The 19,819-nt window shown below is 38.5% G+C and carries 17 protein-coding genes and 1 tRNA gene; 8 read left to right on the top strand and 10 right to left on the bottom strand.

Translation table 11 applies throughout. The features are described 5' to 3' along the window. Positions 1–458 precede the first annotated feature (458 nt). Both M1E93_RS17055 and M1E93_RS17050 read right to left on the bottom strand, forming a co-directional pair. A complete protein-coding gene (locus tag M1E93_RS17055; protein WP_169342266.1) occupies positions 459–2,420 on the bottom strand; it encodes a BglG family transcription antiterminator in 1,962 nt (653 codons plus the stop codon). 183 nt (positions 2,421–2,603) lie between these two features. Continuing rightward, positions 2,604–3,305: a pirin family protein gene (locus M1E93_RS17050; RefSeq protein WP_004925342.1), complete on the bottom strand. Its 702-nt coding sequence runs from the start codon at positions 3,303–3,305 to the stop codon at positions 2,604–2,606. A 136-nt stretch (positions 3,306–3,441) separates the two neighbouring features. Between M1E93_RS17050 and M1E93_RS17045 the strand changes: the two genes are divergently transcribed. Next, complete coding sequence (locus M1E93_RS17045; protein ID WP_004925339.1) at positions 3,442–4,338, top strand: LysR family transcriptional regulator; 897 nt, start codon at positions 3,442–3,444, stop codon at positions 4,336–4,338. A gap of 94 nt (positions 4,339–4,432) precedes the next feature. Here M1E93_RS17045 and M1E93_RS17040 read toward each other — a convergent pair whose 3' ends face one another. The 5 genes from M1E93_RS17040 to M1E93_RS17020 form a co-directional block, all read right to left on the bottom strand. Beyond that, positions 4,433–4,828 carry a DoxX family protein gene (locus M1E93_RS17040; RefSeq protein WP_004925336.1) on the bottom strand — a complete coding sequence of 132 codons (396 nt, stop codon included), beginning with the start codon at positions 4,826–4,828 and terminating at the stop codon, positions 4,433–4,435. Between the two features lie 231 nt (positions 4,829–5,059). Further along, a complete protein-coding gene (locus M1E93_RS17035) occupies positions 5,060–5,359 on the bottom strand; it encodes a YqjK-like family protein (RefSeq protein ID WP_004925332.1) in 300 nt (99 codons plus the stop codon). Beyond that, positions 5,352–5,750 carry a phage holin family protein gene (locus M1E93_RS17030; protein WP_053109763.1) on the bottom strand — a complete coding sequence of 133 codons (399 nt, stop codon included), beginning with the start codon at positions 5,748–5,750 and terminating at the stop codon, positions 5,352–5,354. The genes M1E93_RS17035 and M1E93_RS17030 overlap by 8 nt, the downstream gene beginning before the upstream one ends. Before the next feature lie 5 nt (positions 5,751–5,755). After that, entirely contained in the window at positions 5,756–6,061 is a 306-nt protein-coding gene (locus M1E93_RS17025) for a DUF883 family protein (RefSeq protein ID WP_004925327.1), read from the bottom strand. 259 nt (positions 6,062–6,320) lie between these two features. Continuing rightward, a complete protein-coding gene (locus M1E93_RS17020; RefSeq protein ID WP_004925324.1) occupies positions 6,321–6,989 on the bottom strand; it encodes a DedA family protein in 669 nt (222 codons plus the stop codon). A gap of 622 nt (positions 6,990–7,611) precedes the next feature. Here M1E93_RS17020 and M1E93_RS17015 point away from each other — a divergent pair. Both M1E93_RS17015 and sstT read left to right on the top strand, forming a co-directional pair. Continuing rightward, positions 7,612–8,571: a TerC family protein gene (locus M1E93_RS17015; RefSeq protein ID WP_053109761.1), complete on the top strand. Its 960-nt coding sequence runs from the start codon at positions 7,612–7,614 to the stop codon at positions 8,569–8,571. A 273-nt stretch (positions 8,572–8,844) separates the two neighbouring features. After that, positions 8,845–10,098, top strand: a complete 1,254-nt coding sequence (sstT, locus tag M1E93_RS17010) for a serine/threonine transporter SstT (RefSeq protein ID WP_036943096.1) — start codon at positions 8,845–8,847, stop codon at positions 10,096–10,098. 83 nt (positions 10,099–10,181) lie between these two features. Here the strand turns inward: sstT and M1E93_RS17005 are convergent, their stop codons facing one another. Next, a complete protein-coding gene (locus tag M1E93_RS17005; RefSeq protein ID WP_102780818.1) occupies positions 10,182–12,203 on the bottom strand; it encodes an NADPH-dependent 2,4-dienoyl-CoA reductase in 2,022 nt (673 codons plus the stop codon). A gap of 249 nt (positions 12,204–12,452) precedes the next feature. Between M1E93_RS17005 and M1E93_RS17000 the strand changes: the two genes are divergently transcribed. Together M1E93_RS17000 and M1E93_RS16995 are read left to right on the top strand one after the other, a co-directional pair. Beyond that, complete coding sequence (locus tag M1E93_RS17000) at positions 12,453–13,049, top strand: GNAT family N-acetyltransferase (RefSeq protein ID WP_014657597.1); 597 nt, start codon at positions 12,453–12,455, stop codon at positions 13,047–13,049. A gap of 371 nt (positions 13,050–13,420) precedes the next feature. Next, positions 13,421–13,497: transfer RNA gene (locus tag M1E93_RS16995), tRNA-Ile, on the top strand. A 1,939-nt stretch (positions 13,498–15,436) separates the two neighbouring features. Here M1E93_RS16995 and M1E93_RS16990 read toward each other — a convergent pair. Continuing rightward, positions 15,437–16,624 (bottom strand): MFS transporter, encoded by a 1,188-nt coding sequence (locus tag M1E93_RS16990; protein ID WP_053109755.1) that lies wholly within the window; start codon positions 16,622–16,624, stop codon positions 15,437–15,439. A gap of 248 nt (positions 16,625–16,872) precedes the next feature. Continuing rightward, entirely contained in the window at positions 16,873–17,214 is a 342-nt protein-coding gene (locus M1E93_RS16985) for a tetratricopeptide repeat protein (protein WP_014657599.1), read from the bottom strand. A gap of 966 nt (positions 17,215–18,180) precedes the next feature. Between M1E93_RS16985 and M1E93_RS16980 the strand changes: the two genes are divergently transcribed. The 3 genes from M1E93_RS16980 (at position 18,181) to M1E93_RS16970 (ending at position 19,819) form a co-directional block, all read left to right on the top strand. Continuing rightward, positions 18,181–18,498 (top strand): helix-turn-helix transcriptional regulator, encoded by a 318-nt coding sequence (locus M1E93_RS16980; RefSeq protein ID WP_318573814.1) that lies wholly within the window; start codon positions 18,181–18,183, stop codon positions 18,496–18,498. Between the two features lie 215 nt (positions 18,499–18,713). Next, the gene (locus M1E93_RS16975; RefSeq protein ID WP_014657601.1) at positions 18,714–19,241 is read left to right on the top strand and encodes a fimbrial protein; all 528 of its coding nucleotides are present in this window, start codon (positions 18,714–18,716) and stop codon (positions 19,239–19,241) included. A 38-nt stretch (positions 19,242–19,279) separates the two neighbouring features. After that, complete coding sequence (locus tag M1E93_RS16970) at positions 19,280–19,819, top strand: fimbrial protein (RefSeq protein ID WP_060561394.1); 540 nt, start codon at positions 19,280–19,282, stop codon at positions 19,817–19,819.

The following is a 19,819-nucleotide window of genomic DNA, read 5'->3' as shown; positions in this document are numbered from 1 at the left end:
ATATTGGAGTGTCTAAAATAAGCATAACTAAGTAATTTATTTATTAAATCTTTTGAAATTCAAATTATTAGCAATGTAATGATAGAACTGGAAAGGCGAAATAGCCGCTGTAAATAAAGTGGAAATCGAAAAGTGGAAATAGGTATAAAAGGGAACTGAGCATTTCCACTTAGAGAGATTAGCCCTGAAACAGGCGATTTTTGGTGAAAAACAAAATAACAGAATTGCGGTTATGATCACGCAAAATAGTCGATTCTTCCCTTTTCCGCTAACAAGTGGAAGCGAGCGATGATCTGCGTTAAAAGTTGCTGTAACCACAAAGATGTTGAACTCATTTCAGGCAACCGGAGGCCCTTGTGATTCGAGAGTAGGAAGCTACCGTTTTATCACACTGAATTTTTGCCTATCGTTTAATACGCAGTGAGATAGGCAAAGTGATTGATAAATCGAGCAAACCACTAGATACGCGCCAGACTGTCTTTCGCGATCACTTGGAATTCATTGAAATTTTTAACCGTAATCAGCCTACGGGTGGTTTTCTCTTTTACGAAGGTAACGAAAAGATCATAAATCGCCATAGCCTCCTCATAGTCAGCCTTGCTAATCGCCAATAGGAAAACCACATAGGCGTTTTCTTTCGTCTCTTTGTTCCATTCAATACCTTTAGGGGCAACAATCGTCACGACAACCGTTTTATTTGCCAATAATCCCAGTGAATGAGGAAGCGCAATTCCTTCGCCTAATAATGTAGAAACAATCGATTCGCGCTCTTGTAATGATGGATAAAAATCCGCAGTCACATAGCCATCTTGTTGTAATTTATGGCAAACCGTTTGAAATAATGTTTCTTGGCTGATTTTGTCATTAATCACCATAAAGTAGCGTTCATCAAAGAAGCGCTCAATAATATAGGGGCGGGTTTGATCTATCATGGCTAATTTGCCGATCTGCTCTAGTTGATAAGGCGTCGGAAATGGCGCTATCTTGATCACGGGTTTATTTTTTTCAGAAATACGAACGGTGGTGATCACAAAGTCTTCTTCGACTTCATCTAATGACTCATATTCTTGTAGAGTTAACCCTCGGCTAAATTTGAGTTGTGGAAACTCACGCATGATTTTTGATTCAACGACTCGAAATGTGGAATTTCCCGCATCGGTGACAACTAGCACTTCTGTCTGGCGAATAGAGCCGGCACCATAATTCCTTTCCAAACTAACACCAATGTGAACGGCAAGGTAACCAAGCTCATCTTCATTGATTGGATAAGGAAGTAATTGCTTACTTGCACTGGTCAGTGCACTGAGCGTGACATCATAGGCGAAAGGATAATATTGCTTGATATCACTTAACAAAGGGTTAGGGGTAATAATGTGATATTGCAGACGTGTCATCAGGGCCGCAATATGGGTATTGAGATCCTTTTTGAGTTTCTCATCATCACGTAAGTCATAATTATATAATTCATTAATATAATTAAGAATATATTCAACCAATTCATGATGATGATGATTTTTTTGTTGAGTAATATCTTGGTGGGTAATGCGCTGTGCGATGATTTGATCATGCAGATAGCTGAGTTCTGCACTTGATAGATCACTGCCAAGAAAATAAATAAGCCCTTTCGAAACTTCTTCACAGGCTTTACGTAGCGTCTCTTCACTATCATGATCTTTAACGATAGATGTGAGTTCATGGCCTCGAGTGATCCGCAAAATAGTGACAGCGCAATTAAATACCAGATATAGATGCCCTTCATTACTTAAACGAACATCAAAACGGTTCATACTGTTATGGAGAACTTTATCGATATAGGTCAAATCAAGGTTATCTAAACATTCAGGCTGGAAAATGGATAAGTCTTGATTAATTTGCTGTGAAAAGCGGCGCCATAGGGTTTCGGTCATGCAAGCTCGGATGGCCCACTCACTACCGTTAAGACGGATCCCTTGATGTGGAATGCTTTCTAATAAGATCTGGTATTTTTGTAGATGCTCTCTGACAACACTCATATCTTGCTGTAGCGTTCCACGGCTAATAAACCACTCTTCCGCGATATCGTCCAATTTTACGGGTAAAGAGAGCATCAATAGTTTTAGCAATAACGCATCAACACGCTCTTTACTGGTACGAGGAATACTATTTTCGACTTGGTTTTGCTGGGTAAGTTTAGCAAAAAGCGCTTCATCATCGACTTTTAAACGGTAACCATGGCCTCGCTCATAGAGGATATGAGCGCTGTAATTTTGTATGAGTGCATTTATCTCATTAATGTCAGAGCGAATTGTTCGGGTTGATACCGAAAAACGCTTAGCTAGCTCATCTTGAGGCACTACCTCATCAAGGATACTTGCAAAAATTTGATTGAGTCGCTGTTGAGTGAATAAAGCCACGAAAATACCTTCTCGACCTAAAACCATAAGCTTAATAGCCAAAATAGTTCTTTTATTTTGGCTGACTATGGATTGGACTCTATCATAAGCCTATCAACATACCGAGTATGGCAGATCATAAATTTGAGAATATCTTCGCAAAAACCGAGAGATTTTAGGAAATAGTGCACTTTTTGTATGGGCCAAAAAGGTCATTTGGCCCATTGAAGATCATGCACCGAGGTCAATGAGTAAAGCGCGCATTGATTTTGATGATGAGAGTGTTAGTGCATTTTCATTTTGGATAAATACACCATCATTACAACTCATTTCTATGGTTTCGCCATTTTCTGCTTGGAGAGTCGCTCCTCCACGAATGGATTGGAGATAAGCATTTTTCCCCTTAAGCTTAATATGTTGAGCACTTTCAGGCGTAATATTGAGCTGTGTAATCCAAATTTGTTGACGTAATTGAATGCTCTCATTTTCGCCATCAGGTGAAGCAACTAACATATTACTATCAGGCGGTAATTGAATTTTTTGGGCCGGATAGTACTCTTGCTGTGGGCAAGCATTTAGCCATAACTGCAAACGAGTTAACGGCTTATATGGACACATATTATGTTCACTGTAACTTAAATCAGGACGGGGTGAGAAACGAATACACTCGCCTTCACTTACATTGATTTTATTACCTAAACTATCGCGATATTCGGCACTTCCTTGTAGTATAAAGTTAAGAATATCGACATGTGGGTAGCTTTTAGGCTGAAACGCACTTTCAGGTGCAATAACTTCCTGATTGAGTACTCTTAGTGTCTTAAACCCCATAAAATCAGGGTCAAAATAATGGCCGAAGGAAAACGCATAACGTGCCTGTAACCAGCCATAGTCAGCCTTTCCACAGTGCTTAACTGCCCTTAATGTCATCATGGTGGCTAACCCTCCTTCGCTCGACAAAAATACACAAAAATTGATAAATTTATAGAGTTATCATAAATAGCTGGACGTTGAATTGTTAGCCAGTTAATCTGTTTACTTCATTCAAATTTCCTGAAAGAGATATCCCATGAGCAAAGAGAGAGCATTAACACTTGAATCATTAAGGGTGATGGATGCAATCGACCGGCGTGGTAGCTTTGCTGCTGCTGCTGACGAATTGGGCCGAGTGCCCTCAGCACTCAGTTATACCATGCAAAAGTTAGAAGAAGAGTTGGATGTTATTCTATTTGATCGTTCAGGACATAGAACAAAATTTACGAATGTCGGTAGGATGTTGTTAGAACGAGGTCGAGTATTACTTGAAGCCGCAGAAAAATTGACATCCGATGCAGAAGCGCTCGCTAAAGGTTGGGAAACTCACCTTACCATTGTTTGTGAAGCATTAGTTCCTGCGTATTACTTATTCCCGTTAGTGGATAAATTAGCTGAAAAATCCGAAACGCAACTTTCTATTTTAACTGAAGTACTTGCAGGGGCGTGGGAACGGTTAGAAAGTGGAAAGGCGGATATTGTTATCGCACCGGATATGCACTTTCGTTCCTCCTCCGAGATAAACTCTAAGTCGTTATACAGCGTTAACCATGTCTATGTTGCTAGCCCTGATCACCCGATCCACCAAGAGCCAGAGCCGCTGTCAGATACGACACGTATTAAATATCGAGGTATTGCGGTGGCCGATACCGCACGTGAACGGCCAGTTATTACAGTACAGTTATTAGATAAACAGCAAAGATTAACGGTCTCCACTATTGAAGATAAGCGTAGTGCGCTATTAGCAGGGTTAGGTGTAGCAACGATGCCATATCCAATGGTAGAGCAAGATATTCGTGAAGGGCGCTTGCGTGTAGTCAGTGCAGAATATAGCCATCAGACGAATATTATTATGGCGTGGCGCAGAGACAGTATGGGTGAAGCAAAATCGTGGTGCTTACGAGAAATACCTAAATTATTTGCTAATAAATAAAGAGTAAAAAAGCACCTCTATATAGCACTATAGAGGTGCAACCAAATTCGGTTATCAATTTATCAAGTAAAGGTTAATGATGAAAAAGCAACTTTTACCATTTTCTATTCAATAAATGGTCAATACTAAATTTACCAGGGCCTGTGACTGCCAGTAATAAAAAGCCACCTGCAATAGTCATGTTCTTCATAAACATCAAACTATTTGGCTCTACACTGAAATTAATGTGGAAGAGCAGGGATGTTAATACACAAAAAACAGCAGTAAAAATAGCCACTGTTCTGGTGAGGAAACCAAAAAGCACAGCAAGCCCGCCACCCAGTTCTAATAAAATAGTCAGGGGAAGTAAAAAGCCGGGAACACCCATCGCTTGCATATATTGTTGAGTGCCTGCATAAGCGTCACCTAACTTACCATACCCAGCAACAATAAACAGAATCGGCATCATAATGCGGGCAAGTAATAGCACGCTATTTTCTAAATTTTTCATTAAGATTCTCCAGCTAACTAGGTCAGCAAGTGTCAATAAAATGAGATACACATCGCGATATAAATTGTTTTTTTAGCATTAAATGACAAGAAATCACCTAACGACGCTATGGTAGTGATTTGCTGGTTCAATAAAAAGCAAAGGTTATTAACAAAGATGGACAAAAATATTGAATAATGGCAGGGAGAGGAAACCTGAAATGGTCAGATTTCAGGTTTGGAGCAGAGTAGGTTATTTTTTACCCGTATTAACAACGCCTTGGAGGGTTCGCACTAAACTCCAAGCGGCAATCGCTTTTTTGCCTAGGGAAAAAATACGCTGAGGCCGTTTAATGGTATAAAGAGAAATAAGACCGGCAGCGGCAACAAAAATAGGCCGGAAGGTGACAAAGATTTGCCATGAGCGATCGTAAGGCTCTGTCATCTGTAACCAATCTTTGGAAGCCGCAGAGAGTTCAGAACGTTGTTGCTCAATTTGTTTGATTAAACGCTGTTTCTTTTTAACCAATAATAGGCGCTTGCTTTTATTCATCTTTTGACCCCATTAACGCTTTAGAATCTTCCTTTAACTGCTCTCGAGTTGCGCCGAGTAAGGTCGATTGTCTCGCTTTTTTTAGGGTCCAAATTGCGCCAATAATAGCGAGTAATATTAAAACGCCTGTAGTAATCGCAAGGGCTTGATAGCGATAAATAGGATCAACTGACCAAAAGATCAAACCAATGAGGCACATTAGACCAAAGGCAGTAAAAAGTAGGGTGATACCCGCCATTAAAATGAGTTGAATAAGAGTGGTTTTTTCTTCCTCTAATTCAACTGCGATTAATTGGATCCGAGTTTCCACCATTTGCACGGCGATACTGGCGATGCGTTGTAAGGTATTAAGGACCCCTTTTCCGGGGCCCTGACGCTCTTGTTGTTCCATAAAAATTAACGCTTAGCGAGTAATACGCCAAGAACGACGCCAACAGCAGCACCGATACCGATGCCAGTCCACGGATTTTCGCGCACATAATTATCCGCACGACCCGCGATTTCTTTTGTTTGCTCGGTGATTTTATCACCCGCGTTGCTCAGTTTGGCGCGTGAAGCGTGTAAGGCATCTTGGGCTTTTTGCTTCAGGCTGTCTATTTCTTCTTTCGATTTGTTTCCAGTATCGTTTAGCATCGCTTCGAGAGAGTCAGCCAGTGCTTTTAGTTCTGCGCGTAGATCTTCTGATGAGTTATTCGATGACATATGGAACCTCCTATCAATAGAAAAATATAGTTAGCAGCTTTAACAATAGCTATTTTTACAGTAAGTGCAATGAGGAGAGGGGGAATTATTGATTAAATTAATGTAAAAGAATGTTTTATTTCAAGTAAGAGAGAATAATATTATGTTTATGTTAAATAAAAAACGAATTTATATCCAAGACGGATGCTCTAATAAAGATGTATTTACTGTCAGAGAGAATAAACGAGAGGCGTAATTTGCCTCTCGCCTCGTGATGTGATCAGTTAACTTTTTTTGTGGAAAGTTTTTTCTTAATGACGACGGCAATACTTCCGATAAGACCAATGATAAGTAGGCCGACAGGGATCAGCATCAACACGTTCATAATATGCTGTTCATACTGTAGAAATATTGGGCTTTTCCCAAAACCAAAACCAATTGCTGTTAAGATTAAGACCCAAAGAAGACCACTTAGCCAGTTAAATATTTGGAAGCGGCCATTCTGTAGCCCTGCTAGACCAGCAATTGTAGGCAGGAGCGTCCTGACAAAAGCTAAAAAGCGGCCAATCAATAATGCTGCTAAACCATGGCGATGGAATAAGCCGTAAGCACGTTGATGATAATGCTCAGGAAGATGGGCTAGCCAACCTTTCACCAGTTTCGTGTTGCCAAGCCATCGACCTTGAATATAACCAACCCAGCAACCAAGGCTAGCGCCCGCAGTCAAAATAACAATCGTCAATGGATAACTTAGTGTACCTTTTGCTATGAGAACACCAACGAGGATCAATAAGCTGTCACCTGGTAGGAATGCGGCAGGGAGAACCCCATTCTCAAGAAAAAGAATAGCGAATAACATAAGGTAAATAGCCCAAACCAACGTAGGGTTGGAGAGCGTGACATAGTCTTGATGCCAAAGGGCAAAAAATAATTCTTTAACTAATTCCATTAATGTTTCCTAAACGGCAATAACAGCAACAATTTTATTGTTGGGTAGGGAGACATGGATTATGCGAATACCTAAGTGAAAAGTCATGTTTCCTCAGGCTGTTAGTTCAAAGCCTCTCCACTTTAACAAAACAAAAAATAACTAAACAGCGAATTCTCGTTCTATTTTTAGAATTCATTTAAGTTTTGCGGAAAAACGCAATCTTCTTCCTCACGTTTTTTCTACAATAAATGGTGTGAAAATGGGCTTTACCAAGATGTTTCTTGACAAAAATGGTAAAAAAAGGTGTTTCCTTATTCAATAGTCTTTAAATATTTTTACTCAAATTATACCTATGGATTATTGATTTTTAGGACTAATTACCCTAATTTATCAGTCATAGCAAAGGGGAGTAACTTCTTCTTGTCGGTTTATCGTCATTACGGTGCTCATCATATTGCACCCGGTAGCCGAGCACCACAATTTCCTAACCTAGGATTATTGTGTTGTAAGTGAGACCTTGCCAGAAGGCAAGGTTTGCTCATCGTTTACAACCAAAAGATAGTCACTCTAGGTTAAAAACAGTTAAGCGGCTGATGCCTTCTGAGGTGTCAGCCGTTTTTTTTGTAATTAAGGAAATTATATGCACTCTGTTGGTAGCCCTATTTTATGGGGAAGTTTCGCGGTTATCATTCTCATAATGTTGCTTGTTGACCTATTATGGCAAGGCAAACATAAAGACCAAGTTATGTCGATGAAACAAGCGGCGATTTGGAGCACGGTGTGGGTGACGCTAGCATTGATGTTTGCTGGGGGATTTTGGTGGTATCTCAAAGATACGGTAAGCCTTGAATTTGCTAATAGCCAAACAACGGCTTTCTTAACGGGTTATGTATTAGAGAAAGCTTTAGCGGTTGATAACGTATTTGTGTGGTTAATGTTGTTCAGCTATTTTGCGATCCCAGCGAACCTACAAAGACGTGTTTTAGTTTATGGGGTACTCGGTGCGATTATACTGCGTACCATTATGATCTTTGCAGGCAGTTGGCTCGTATCTCAATTTAGTTGGATTCTTTACATTTTTGGCCTGTTCCTTCTCTTTACAGGTATCAAAATGGCTTTTACAAAGGAAGATGGCTCTCCAATTACCGATAAGCCCTTGGTAAAGTGGGTTCGTTCTCATTTACGCATGACTGATGAATTACACGGTGAAAAGTTTTTCATTAAACGAAATGGGTTACTTTTTGCTACACCACTTTTTTTAGTCTTAATCCTTGTTGAAATCAGCGATGTGATTTTTGCGGTAGATAGCATTCCCGCTATTTTTGCTGTCACCACGGATCCGTTTATCGTATTAACCTCAAATCTTTTTGCTATTTTAGGCTTACGTGCAATGTATTTCCTACTGGCTGGGGTCGCTGAAAAATTCACTATGCTTAAGTACGGTTTGGCGGTGATTTTGACCTTTATCGGTGTGAAAATGCTTTTAATGGATATTTATCACATTCCAACGATCATCTCTTTGGGGACGGTTGCAACAATTTTAGTCGCCACTTTAGTGATTAATGTTATCGTTAATAAAAGAAACGCTTCTAACTGCTAATCTTTCACTGCTTAATTAACTCAAGCACTCGGCATAAAAACCGAGTGCTTTTTCTCTTTAACAGACTGAAAAATATCATAGATTTCTCAGTTTCCTATCCTACTATAAGAAACAAAATACAATTAGGATCACAGATATGTAAATATATTGTTAAAATAAAAAAATTATTGTCTATATTTAAAATAATCGCCTTTCCATAAGGTATTTATTCCTTATACTGGCAGAGCAAACACATTTAATTCCTAATAAAGATAAATAATGTATGGGTCTCTTATGGAAACAAACAAAACAGGGTTATGGCAGGTTATTACGAGCGGTAGCTTAGTTAAGCAAATACTCGTAGGCCTGATCGCAGGTATTTTATTGGCATGGTTATGGCCATCAGCAGCAAAAAATGTTGGGTTATTGGGCGATTTGTTTGTTAGTGCGCTAAAAGCGGTTGCTCCTATACTCGTTTGGGTACTGGTCATGGCATCCATTGCGAATCATCGCAAAGGGCAAAAAACCAATATCCGTCCTATCTTAGTATTGTATATATTAGGTACGTTCTTCGCGGCGTTGGTAGCCGTTATTGGTTCTTTTATATTCCCATCCAGACTGGTATTAGCACTCGGTGATACTCAGTTAACACCTCCTGGAAATATTGCAGAAGTGCTTAAAGGCTTGTTAGTGAATATTTTTGCTAACCCAGTCGATGCATTGATCAAGGGGAACTATATCGGGATCCTCGCATGGGCGATTGGTTTAGGTATCGCTTTACGCCATGCTAGCGAGACGACTAAGAACCTGATTCAAGACTTCTCAGAAAGTGTGACACAGCTTGTTAGAGTGGTGATCCGCTTAGCGCCTCTTGGGATTTTTGGTCTCGTTTCTTCAACAATCGCAATAACAGGTTTTGCAACATTAAAAGGCTACTTCCATGTTCTCGCTGTGCTTATTGGTTGTATGCTGATTGTGGCATTAGTTGTTAACCCTCTGATTGTATATTGGAAAATTAAACGTAATCCGTATCCACTCGTTTTCGCATGTTTACGTGAAAGTGGTGTAACCGCCTTCTTTACGCGTAGCTCTGCTGCAAACATTCCAGTGAATATGGGGATGTGTCGTCGCATGAATTTGCATGAAGATACCTACTCGGTTTCTATTCCTCTGGGTGCGACGATCAATATGGGCGGGGCTGCGGTTACCATTACAGTACTGACCTTAGCGGCAGTGCATACTTTAGGGATCCCTGTTGATATTCCGACAGCGCTCTTACTGAGTGTGGTTGCTGCGGTTTGCGCATGTGGTGCTTCTGGTGTTGCTGGTGGCTCCTTACTGCTCATTCCATTAGCCTGTAACATGTTTGGTATTTCGAACGAAATCGCTATGCAAGTAGTTGCTGTTGGGGTGATGATTGGTGTGCTGCAAGATTCAGCAGAAACAGCACTTAACTCTTCGACTGATGTACTATTTACAGCAGCGGTTTGCCTTGCTGAAGATGAGAAATTGGCTGATCCTACAGCGCAATTATCACAAAAAGACTAGTTTAGTCTCGATAAATATCCATAGAAAAACCCGCTGACGGATAGCGGGTTTTTTATAGGTTAGCATTATAAATATGGCGCTTTTTATAGCTGATAGGCTACTTTCATTCCTTGTTCAATTGCTCTTCTTGCATCAAGCTCAGCAGCGACATCAGCGCCACCAATGACGTGAGCTTGAATCCCATGCTCTGCGAGAGGCTCTTTTAATGGGTGATATGGCTCTTGGCCTGCACAAAGAATGACATTATCGACGGGGAGGCAATGTATTTTATCTTGATAGCGAATATGCAAGCCATCATCATCAACTCGCATATATTCAACACCATTAAACATCTGCACGCCACGCTTCATGAGTGATAAACGATGAACCCAGCCTGTGGTTTTACCTAGCCCAGCGCCAACTTTACTGTTTTTGCGTTGTAACAAATAGAGTTGGCGAGAAGAGGGGATAGGATGAGGAGATTGGCTCAATATTCCTCCGGTCGAATTGATGCTGGTATCAATATTCCACTCTTGATTAAATAACGATATATTCAAACTGCTGCTTGGGCCTTTTTGGCTTAAAAACTCAGCAATATCAAAGCCAATTCCCCCGGCACCAATGATAGCAGCTGAACGGCCTACCATGCGCTTTCCAGTTAGTACATCAATATAGGAGAGTACCTTCTCGTGTTCACGCCCTTCTAGATTAATGGTTCTGGGCACAACCCCCGTTGCAATAACAACTTCATCGTAACCAATAAGGTCACGAATATGCGCTTGATGTTCAAGCTTGACTTCAATATTTAGAATTTCCAGTTGGCGGCAGAAATAGCGGATTGTTTCGTGGAACTCCTCTTTTCCGGGGATCTGTTTAGCCATATTAAATTGGCCACCAATTTGATTGGCTTTTTCAAATAAAGTCACTTTATGACCGCGCTTGGCTGCATAAATGGCACAAGAGAGTCCGGCAGGGCCTGCACCAACAATGGCTACTGTTTTTATTTGTGTCGCCTGTTCATCGGGATAATTCAATTCTTTTACGGCCCGAGGATTCACTAGGCAGGTAGCGAGCTTGCCATTAAAAATTTGATCAAGGCAGGCTTGATTGCAGCCAATGCAAGTATTGATTTCATCAGCACGATTTTCTTGTGCTTTCCGAACAAATGCTTCGTCGGCAAGGAATGGGCGAGCCATCGATACCATATCCGCTTGACCTGAACTAATGATCCGTTCGGCAACAAAGGGATCGTTGATCCTATTCGTTGTGATCAAAGGAATGGTGACTTTTCCCATTAATTTTTCTGTTACCCAGCTAAATGCATGACGTGGTACTTGTGTTGCAATAGTTGGGATCCTCGCTTCATGCCAACCAATACCTGTGTTGATCATTGTTGCGCCAGCTTGCTCAATCGCTTTCGCTAAATATTCAATTTCTTCCCAGTTGGAACCTTCCTCTACGAGATCTAACATTGAGAGGCGATAAATAATGATAAAGTTTTCACCCACTGCCTGACGGATTTTACTGACAATTTCGAGAGGGAAACGGATCCTATTATCGTAGCTTCCTCCCCATTCATCAGTTCTATGGTTTGTGCGCTTGGCGATAAATTGATTAATAAGGTAGCCTTCTGAGCCCATTATTTCGACGCCATCATAGCCTGCTTGCTGTGCGAGTTTTGCTGTGGTGACAAAATCATTAATCGTTTTATTAATTTGTTCTGTTGTGAGAGCGTTGGGGGTAAATGGAATGATCTCAGCTTGGATGGCACTAGGGGCAACAATATGAGGATGAAAACCATAACGACCCGCATGTAAGATCTGCAAAGCAATTTTACCGTCAGCGCTGTGTACTGCTTGGGTGATTTCTTGGTGAAAAGGCAACTGTTCCGGAGTATTGAGCACCGCGCCATGAGCGGTTAAGGCACCTTCTTTATTTGGTGCGATCCCTCCTGTAATTATTAAGCTAACACCATTTTCTGCGCGTAACCGATAAAAATGAGCCAAACGCTGGCTTCCTTCCGGATGTTCTTCAAGCCCCGTATGCATGGAACCCATTAAAATACGGTTTTTTAGTACTGTGTGCCCCAAATTCAGTGGGGTAAAAAGATGTGGAAAATTGCTCATATTTTTGCTCCCCTGCGGGATTTTATTAACAGGTCAGATGAGTTAACTCTAGCGCAATGATGGGGACAATAGAAAAATATGTTAAAAAAATGTGATATTTATCATATGATTTATTGGTAAATTGCAGGTAGTCTAGGTCGGCACAGACGATTTTATTTTTTTGTCATAATTGGCGTGTAAAACAGGGTGGCTATTAGGGAACTTAACCAGTAAAGCTATTTTACCATTGTACGAAAAAGGATGGTTACGATGAAAACGATTTGCGAGGCTATAGAACTTGAAGGGGGCTTTGTAAAACTGGAGCTGCTGTCCCACCAATATGACTCTGAGTTTATGGAAATTATTCAAAGAGATAGTTTACATAAACTATGGTATACCTCAGTACCTGAACCAGAAAACCTTGCTAAAGATGTTGAACGGCGTTTAAAGCTATATCAGCAACAAGAAATGTTACCTTTTGCAGTGATGAATAAAAAATCAGGTAAAGCTGTTGGGATGACCGCCTACAATAAAATTGACCAAGAGACTCGTCGAGTTGAAATTGGTGCAACCTGGTATAGTCGAGAAGTTCAACGAACTGCAATTAATACAGAAGCGAAATTCTTGTTACTCCAACACGCGTTTGAAACCTTATCTTGCGTTGCCGTGGAATTTAGAACTCATTTTTTAAATCAGCAAAGTCGAAGGGCGATAGAGAGACTGGGCGCTAAACTTGACGGGGTACTAAGAAGTCATATGTATACTCGTACTGGTGAATTACGGGATACCTGCGTATACAGTATTATTGCGTCAGAGTGGCCATCGATAAAACACCATCTACAGTGGCAATTGGAGAAACCTCGCTAGTAGCCATTCGCTGAGTTTATAAAAAATAAGTCTCTGTGATTAATCAATAAGAGAGGTTGGTTAATCGGTGCTGTTTTCTGTTTAAGAAATAGTCATTATCAATTAAATCGTTTGATTTTTATATAGTTAGACTAATTTTTTTGATTTTTTATGCATAGCATTTGGTTGTTATCAGTGCTGAGTTGTAAAAATACTTGTTTAAAAGGCAGAGGGAAGAGGGATAAATGCGGCTCTTTGAACAAGAGTTATCATTTTGAGTAATGATATCTTGCTGAATGATAAAGCAGAAAATGGAATTGCGTAGAAAATCACCATACAGTTTTGAAAGACTAGACCTGAGAGAAAACAGCACGTATAATCGCTTCCACTTTGGCCCCTTAGCTCAGTTGGTTAGAGCAGTCGACTCATAATCGATTGGTCACTGGTTCAAGTCCAGTAGGGGCCACCAAATTTTAGCTGTTAAATCAGCGCATTAAGCCACTTCTTAGCAAGTGGCTTTTTTGTTTCCATCCTATTCCTTTAGTTCAAGAAATCTCTTCACTGAAGTTCTCCCTATCTATTGAAAATAATGAATTTAAACTATTCGCTTTAAGATTAATTAGGTATCCGTTCCAGTTAAGAACCTAATGATAAAAGTATTTCTTTATGCTGCTAATGGGAGTTTGACTTCTACAAGATATGGTTTATTTTTATTTAATTGTCATATATAGACTATCTATTTAAGGTTGGTTGAGTAATATTTATTTTTAAATGAGAAAGAAGTATTCCCATAATCATTAAAACTATTCCTTTATGAGTGTTTAATTAATTATAAAAATCACCATTGAGAATGTTCTTAATAGTGATCAGATTGATAGATTTTATAGGTGTTTCGTGATGACAACTTTGTTGTATGTTTAATCATGCACATTGGTTTAAAGAAAATATCCTCATAAAAATCACGATTAATTTTAAAAAGCATATATCTGTTAAGATTTTAAATTATATTATTAATAAAAATTTAAAGTGAGAAAGAAATATTTTTATATAAAGAAGTGTTTTTCTTGTTAATTGGTCTAATTTTTTATAATTAATGGAATTTAAAAATATATTATGGCATTTGTATGGTATTTAAATCTATTTAGTTATCCTTTATTGCGTTTTTGTAGGCTGTAATTGTAGGTTTTCGTATTTTTATAGTTGTTTTTACCTATGTGGTTATTGTTCTATGGTGAGATTAGTCTTAAATGGTGTTTTTTTATTTTTTTGAAATCTTTTGTAATAAGTTTGTTTTAATTTATTCTGACTTATTAAGTTCATGATTATTAATGAGTATTTTTAATTTTATAATTTAACTATTACAACTTTAAAGGGTTTTTGGGGAATTTTAAGCTATTGAATATTTAAAATTGCTGGAATATTATTAATCCCGAATTAGGTGTAACGACGATTGAAATATATTGTTTAAATTTAGTTTGCACATAAATGTATATAAAGTGTTGTCCTCCCAGGTTTTACTTTAATATGGTTGTTGTGCACTCTGAAGTTTAATTTTTTGTCCATGTTACTATTTCTACAATTACAATAATTTATTAACGCTTGGTTACTATATTTTGTGTTGTAGAAATAGTTTCTTTTTGAAAATAACTGTAGGAGTTAGGTAAAAAGCTCCTTAATGTTAAAGCGCCTACCTTAATCATACAATCATAATCTTATCAAGTTGACAAAAGCGAACTGAGAATGAGTGATTTTATAGGTTTGTTATCGGTCGGTATATTTTTACAGCTATAAATATTTGAACGTTTCGATAAATAAATTGTTTTTGATAGCGACTATCTATTTGAATTGCTACCTTGGCGGTATTATTGTTTTCACACAGAAGGAAATGGTGCGATTGTCGTGATATAGCTAATTTAGCAACTTGAACTAGGGAACGAGTATTTCATTACTCAACAGAGGATATTGATAACATATAAGGTTCATGTAATCTCAGTGCTGAATTTTAACTTGGGGTCACTTAACGGGGTCTAGGCTAAAATGACACTGTATCTAAAGCTATCAATGCGTTAATTAACCATAGATGAATAGCAGGCAGTTCAAGTGAAAGCCTAAAGGCATTCACAATAAGCCTCACCGATGAATAAAAAAATCAGCCGGTTGCAAGTACACAATACAATTCAAGAAAGCTACCGCACTGCTGATACTAGACCTTCTGTATAATTCGCGATAGCTCAAGTGCTGTGGGCAAATTTTATTGACCATGACAATTTTGAGAGAAAACCGCTTTCCAATATTTCCTCATAAGACAAAATGAGCTTACTGAAAATGGATAGAGTCATACGTTATCATTAATGTGAAGAAAACCTCGACTTATCAAAAGTAAGAAAATTATTATTTTATAACTTAAATTATGACTTCGACTGTTTTATAAAGTAAGCAACTAAGGCGAATGAGCATAGAGTGCATAACGCTGCAAAACTAATAAAGGTCAACATTTGTGTCGAATTGACTAAAATATATCCACCAATGGCAGGGCCAATAGCCATTCCACCACCAATTACCAAATTTATGTTATTCATGAGCCTACCGCTGGTATCAAGCTGGGAGACCGCTCCCATAATAAAAGGTAAAACAAATGTCCATGTGAATTTAAACAATAAGGCGGCAACAATAAACCGTATTACGGTAGGTGAACCAATCAATAACAAGATACTTGCCATTAATAATCCATATCCTAAAAACACTAATTTATTGGTTTTAAACCGATTAGAAACAGTTGCCGCAATCACCGCACCAACCATACCTAAAATGGTGGCGATCGCTAAAATCTGACCATTCTCTTCAGCATCTAGCCCGCTATTTTGGCCAAATACACCTATGAATGTCCAAACTTGGCTCAAACAAATATAGAAAATGAGTATCGCAATAATGGCCATCGCCTTATTAATAAATGCATTTCGCGGGTGAGTTGATGAGTGATGATGTTGATCTTTTTCCATTATCACATTAGGAAATGCTCGAATTAATGGAAAAAAGATGACCATAAAAGCAGCGAGAATAAAGTAAACGATACGTAATCCGTAGAGTTCAAATAACGGTGGTAAGACAAGTAGTCCAAGTGTACCTAATGCGAGTTGACCTAAAACCCAAAAAGCGTACATGCGGCTCGGGTTTTCTGTTTTTCCGGCACATGAAATACACAGTATCATTAATGTACCACCAGCTAATGATGCTATGACGCGAAAAATTAACAAGGTGATATAGGTGGCCGCGAAAGCAGAGAGTAGGTTACCTATGATAAAAATAATGGCAGAGATAATGGCTATTTTTTGCCAATTAATACGGTTGATCCAATACCAAGCAGGAACAGTTGCAAAGCTCATAGCCCCTAATTCTGCTGAAAAAAGATAACCTATTTTATCGGCCGATAACTGCCATTGAGAGCCCAATTGAGTTGCAACTGCCGGCGCTGTCATCAAAATACCTGGGGCAATGGCCGCAAAAATAATAATTGCGAGTAGTAAACTCAATGAAGATTTTAGGATGACTTTTGGTGGCATGGCATTGACATCTTGTGTGTGCAGCGATTCGTTCATTTAAGCACCTCGTCAATAATAAGCAGTACCTTCGGTGAATGTTAATAAAAAGTTAATAATTACTTGTCGATTTTAGGGTGAAATAACGAAAGGTGACTATCATTCTTAAGAACGAAAAATAGGGCTTTTTTTGTTTTTTAGCGGCAACATCAAGAAATTTGCAGATTATCTGATAGGTTGAATAAACATACATTGGGAAAAGTTAATGGGATTTAAGTTCCCATTAACGTTTAAATAGAGAGGCTGTTTTAGAAATGTTCGCTATGCGATTTTTCTAGCGCGAAGCAGGCTTTTTCTAAGCCCCCTTTGCAGGCCAACTCAAAATAGTAGCGTGCCGCATAAGGAGAAGCATTTTCGACCTCACCTTTTTGCATGAGCCAGCCAAGGTTATATTGTGCATATGCATTGCCCTGTTCTGCTGCACGCATAAACCATTTCTGTGCTTGTTCAATGGAAACAGGAACTCCATCTCCTTGATAGTACATTAAGCCAAGGTTGAGCTGTGCATCTTTATCCCCCAGTTCAGCGCTGGTTTTTGTTTTTTCTGATTCTTCGAGTCGTTGACTTAACAAGTTTATATTATCAATCAAATTAAAATATTCATTTTTTCTTATTTCTAGATATGGGGTTTTATATTGCTTCTTAAAAATATCTAGCACTTAAATTTTATTGTTTAGCGATTTTTATCTCCATTTCGGTAGTTGAATTCCACTTTGAGCAATATCATTAATTTCATCCTAATTTATATTTTTCATCATTTTTTATTGTATTCATGAGTAAATGTCAATAGGTCAGAGGGGGGGCTTTTATTCAAGGATAGTGAATATGAAAAAATAAGTGTTGTAAAGATATTAATAGATAATTTGTATGGTGAGCAGCTATCTTCATAATATGATCTCGAAAATAATAAAGTGAGTGTCATTTAATGATGATTTCTCTAAAGGTGATGAAGTTAGCAATAATGATTTTTTAATTAAGAATAGCTCTGTAAGAATATAAATAAAAAACGTGAAGTGAAAATAAACTTCTGTTTTATTTAATCCTAAACAATTAGTTTGATTAGAACAATATTACAGATATTGCAAAATATTATATCTAAAATTGAAGTGTTAATTAAAATTACCACGCTATTCAATGCATTGATTTTATTGAGTTTATTTTATTTTGTTGGATTGATGGATTTTTCCATATATTTTTTTCGTTAAGTGTTATTACTTAACCTCTGAAAAAATATGAATTTCAGAATTATAAATCTAATTTTAAATCTTTTTGGGATTCTTGTAATATATAATTCTGGTCTAATTTGTATTCTCTTAATAGGAATGTTGAATGTACCAAGCTAATGTGGTTTTTTGTGTTTGAATTACTCATTATTTGGATATTTAACTTATATCAATAACTGCTTGGTAGATATAGCTTTGTTTGATTTTGAGCAGCAGGTACAGTAAATTTATCTGCAACAGAGCAAGGCGTAAATATTTTCGTGCAAGCGGGCTTTAATAAATGAAGTTTGTTGTATCAGGAATTGAGGGCCTAATATGATAGTGGAACATGAAGTGTCAAAAAATATTTTTATGATTGCTGTTGGTAAAGAGATATTTCGTTTAAGGAAAAAGAGAGGGTTAACAGGAAAACAGTTAGCTGAAAAACTAAATGTCTCGCAGCAGCAAATATCTCGATATGAAAGAGGTGTGTGTAATATTAATGTTGATACCCTCTTTGTTATTTTGCATGAATTGGATTGTAGTTTAAGTAATTTCTTTAGTGCTGTTTATCTTAATGTTAATGATACAGAAAAAAAGTTGGTTCTCATTATATTAATTTGTTTTTACCTCCATCTCCTTACTATAAAGGTGAGGATGCTTTTTCAGTAAAGATGAATAATTTGGTTGGCTAATTATAGTCGGCCAAATAATAAACTATTAAAGATTTATGTTTAACTGAGAATAAAGAAAATACTTTCTGTTCTCAGAAAGTATTTTATTTGTTTTTATTTATTATTTAATAAATAAATTCTATTAATTATTTAACCAAGTGAGCTAATTAATAGCTTACTTTTTTTAGTGTTCATCGTAAAGGCGTAACCAATATGAAAAAGATTCTTTTAGCAACTCTGATTTCTGGCGCAATGAGCGCATCAGCTATGGCTGCTCCAGTCAGCGCAGGTCAAGGTACTGTGACATTCTACGGCTCAATCATTGAAGCCGCATGTGGTATCGCGCCAGAGTCTACAGACCAAACGGTTAACCTAGGTCAGGTAGCATCAGCACAATTAGCCGATGGTGGTACTTCTCGTCCAGTGCCATTCACTATTGAGCTGGTTGACTGTGATACAACCACGCTGACAGACAATACGGCGACCGTCACCTTTACGGGTGGTGTGAATCCTAACTTAGCTGATTCACTGGCTATTCAAGGTCAAGCATCTGGCGCAGGTGTTCAAATTGCAGGTCTGGGTGGTGTACCAGTGAAATTAGATGGCTCTGCTGGAACTGACTTAAAAATTCAAAATGGTGATAACTCACTGCTGTTCTCTGCTTATTTGAAAGGTGATGGCAAAACTATTGTTCCAGGTGAATTTACAGCACTCGCTAACTTCACAATGAGCTACGAGTAATCAGAACACTAGTGTGTTATTCAAAGGAGGGTAAAACCATGGGGTGTCAAGCTGTATTCGGATGGAGTGTATTACTCCTCACTACGAGTTTTACCTCACCTTTGGTGCACGCAGCTGGGCAAGGTGCAGGTACGGTGACTATGAACGGTGAAATCACCGATGCTGCCTGCACAATTGCCATGGAATCACGTGACCAAATCATTGATATGGGTGTGTTGCCGATTGGTACGATCCGTCAAGAAGGCCAAGGCCCCAAACAAGATTTTGAAATTCAATTAGTTAATTGTGATTTAGTCAAACACAGTGATCCGACTCAAACTTGGCGTGCCTTGCGCATGACCTTTGATGGACCTTCCGATAACGGGTTGTTTCAAGTATTTGGTGAAGCGCGCGGCGTAGGGTTACTTATGCAAGATGCACAATCGCGTCAAGTGGTACCGGGGGAAGCATCTCCGGAGCAAGATATTGTACCGCCGAGTATGCGATTAGCTTATCAATTACGGTTAGTCTCTGACTCTCGCCCACTAAGAGCAGGATATTACCAAAGCTTGATCCGTTTTAAAGTCGATTATTACTAA

The sequence above is a fragment of the Providencia sp. PROV272 genome, from assembly GCF_049901975.1.
Lineage (GTDB): Bacteria > Pseudomonadota > Gammaproteobacteria > Enterobacterales > Enterobacteriaceae > Providencia > Providencia stuartii.
The sequence above is the reverse complement of the archived record's forward strand: the minus strand, read 5'-3'. Positions and strand labels throughout refer to the sequence as shown.

What these genes read in the sequence shown, in the direction of transcription:
- sstT (WP_036943096.1), top strand. Translation starts at nt 8,845, where the DNA reads ATGGAAACAAACAAAACAGGGTTATGGCAGGTTATTACGAGCGGTAGC.
- M1E93_RS17035 (WP_004925332.1), bottom strand. Translation starts at nt 5,359, where the DNA reads ATGAATAAAAGCAAGCGCCTATTATTGGTTAAAAAGAAACAGCGTTTA.
- M1E93_RS17025 (WP_004925327.1), bottom strand. Translation starts at nt 6,061, where the DNA reads ATGTCATCGAATAACTCATCAGAAGATCTACGCGCAGAACTAAAAGCA.
- M1E93_RS17030 (WP_053109763.1), bottom strand. Translation starts at nt 5,750, where the DNA reads ATGGAACAACAAGAGCGTCAGGGCCCCGGAAAAGGGGTCCTTAATACC.
- M1E93_RS17015 (WP_053109761.1), top strand. Translation starts at nt 7,612, where the DNA reads ATGCACTCTGTTGGTAGCCCTATTTTATGGGGAAGTTTCGCGGTTATC.
- M1E93_RS17000 (WP_014657597.1), top strand. Translation starts at nt 12,453, where the DNA reads ATGAAAACGATTTGCGAGGCTATAGAACTTGAAGGGGGCTTTGTAAAA.
- M1E93_RS16975 (WP_014657601.1), top strand. Translation starts at nt 18,714, where the DNA reads ATGAAAAAGATTCTTTTAGCAACTCTGATTTCTGGCGCAATGAGCGCA.
- M1E93_RS17045 (WP_004925339.1), top strand. Translation starts at nt 3,442, where the DNA reads ATGAGCAAAGAGAGAGCATTAACACTTGAATCATTAAGGGTGATGGAT.
- M1E93_RS16970 (WP_060561394.1), top strand. Translation starts at nt 19,280, where the DNA reads ATGGGGTGTCAAGCTGTATTCGGATGGAGTGTATTACTCCTCACTACG.
- M1E93_RS17040 (WP_004925336.1), bottom strand. Translation starts at nt 4,828, where the DNA reads ATGAAAAATTTAGAAAATAGCGTGCTATTACTTGCCCGCATTATGATG.
- M1E93_RS17005 (WP_102780818.1), bottom strand. Translation starts at nt 12,203, where the DNA reads ATGAGCAATTTTCCACATCTTTTTACCCCACTGAATTTGGGGCACACA.
- M1E93_RS17020 (WP_004925324.1), bottom strand. Translation starts at nt 6,989, where the DNA reads ATGGAATTAGTTAAAGAATTATTTTTTGCCCTTTGGCATCAAGACTAT.
- M1E93_RS17050 (WP_004925342.1), bottom strand. Translation starts at nt 3,305, where the DNA reads ATGATGACATTAAGGGCAGTTAAGCACTGTGGAAAGGCTGACTATGGC.
- M1E93_RS17055 (WP_169342266.1), bottom strand. Translation starts at nt 2,420, where the DNA reads ATGGTTTTAGGTCGAGAAGGTATTTTCGTGGCTTTATTCACTCAACAG.
- M1E93_RS16990 (WP_053109755.1), bottom strand. Translation starts at nt 16,624, where the DNA reads ATGAACGAATCGCTGCACACACAAGATGTCAATGCCATGCCACCAAAA.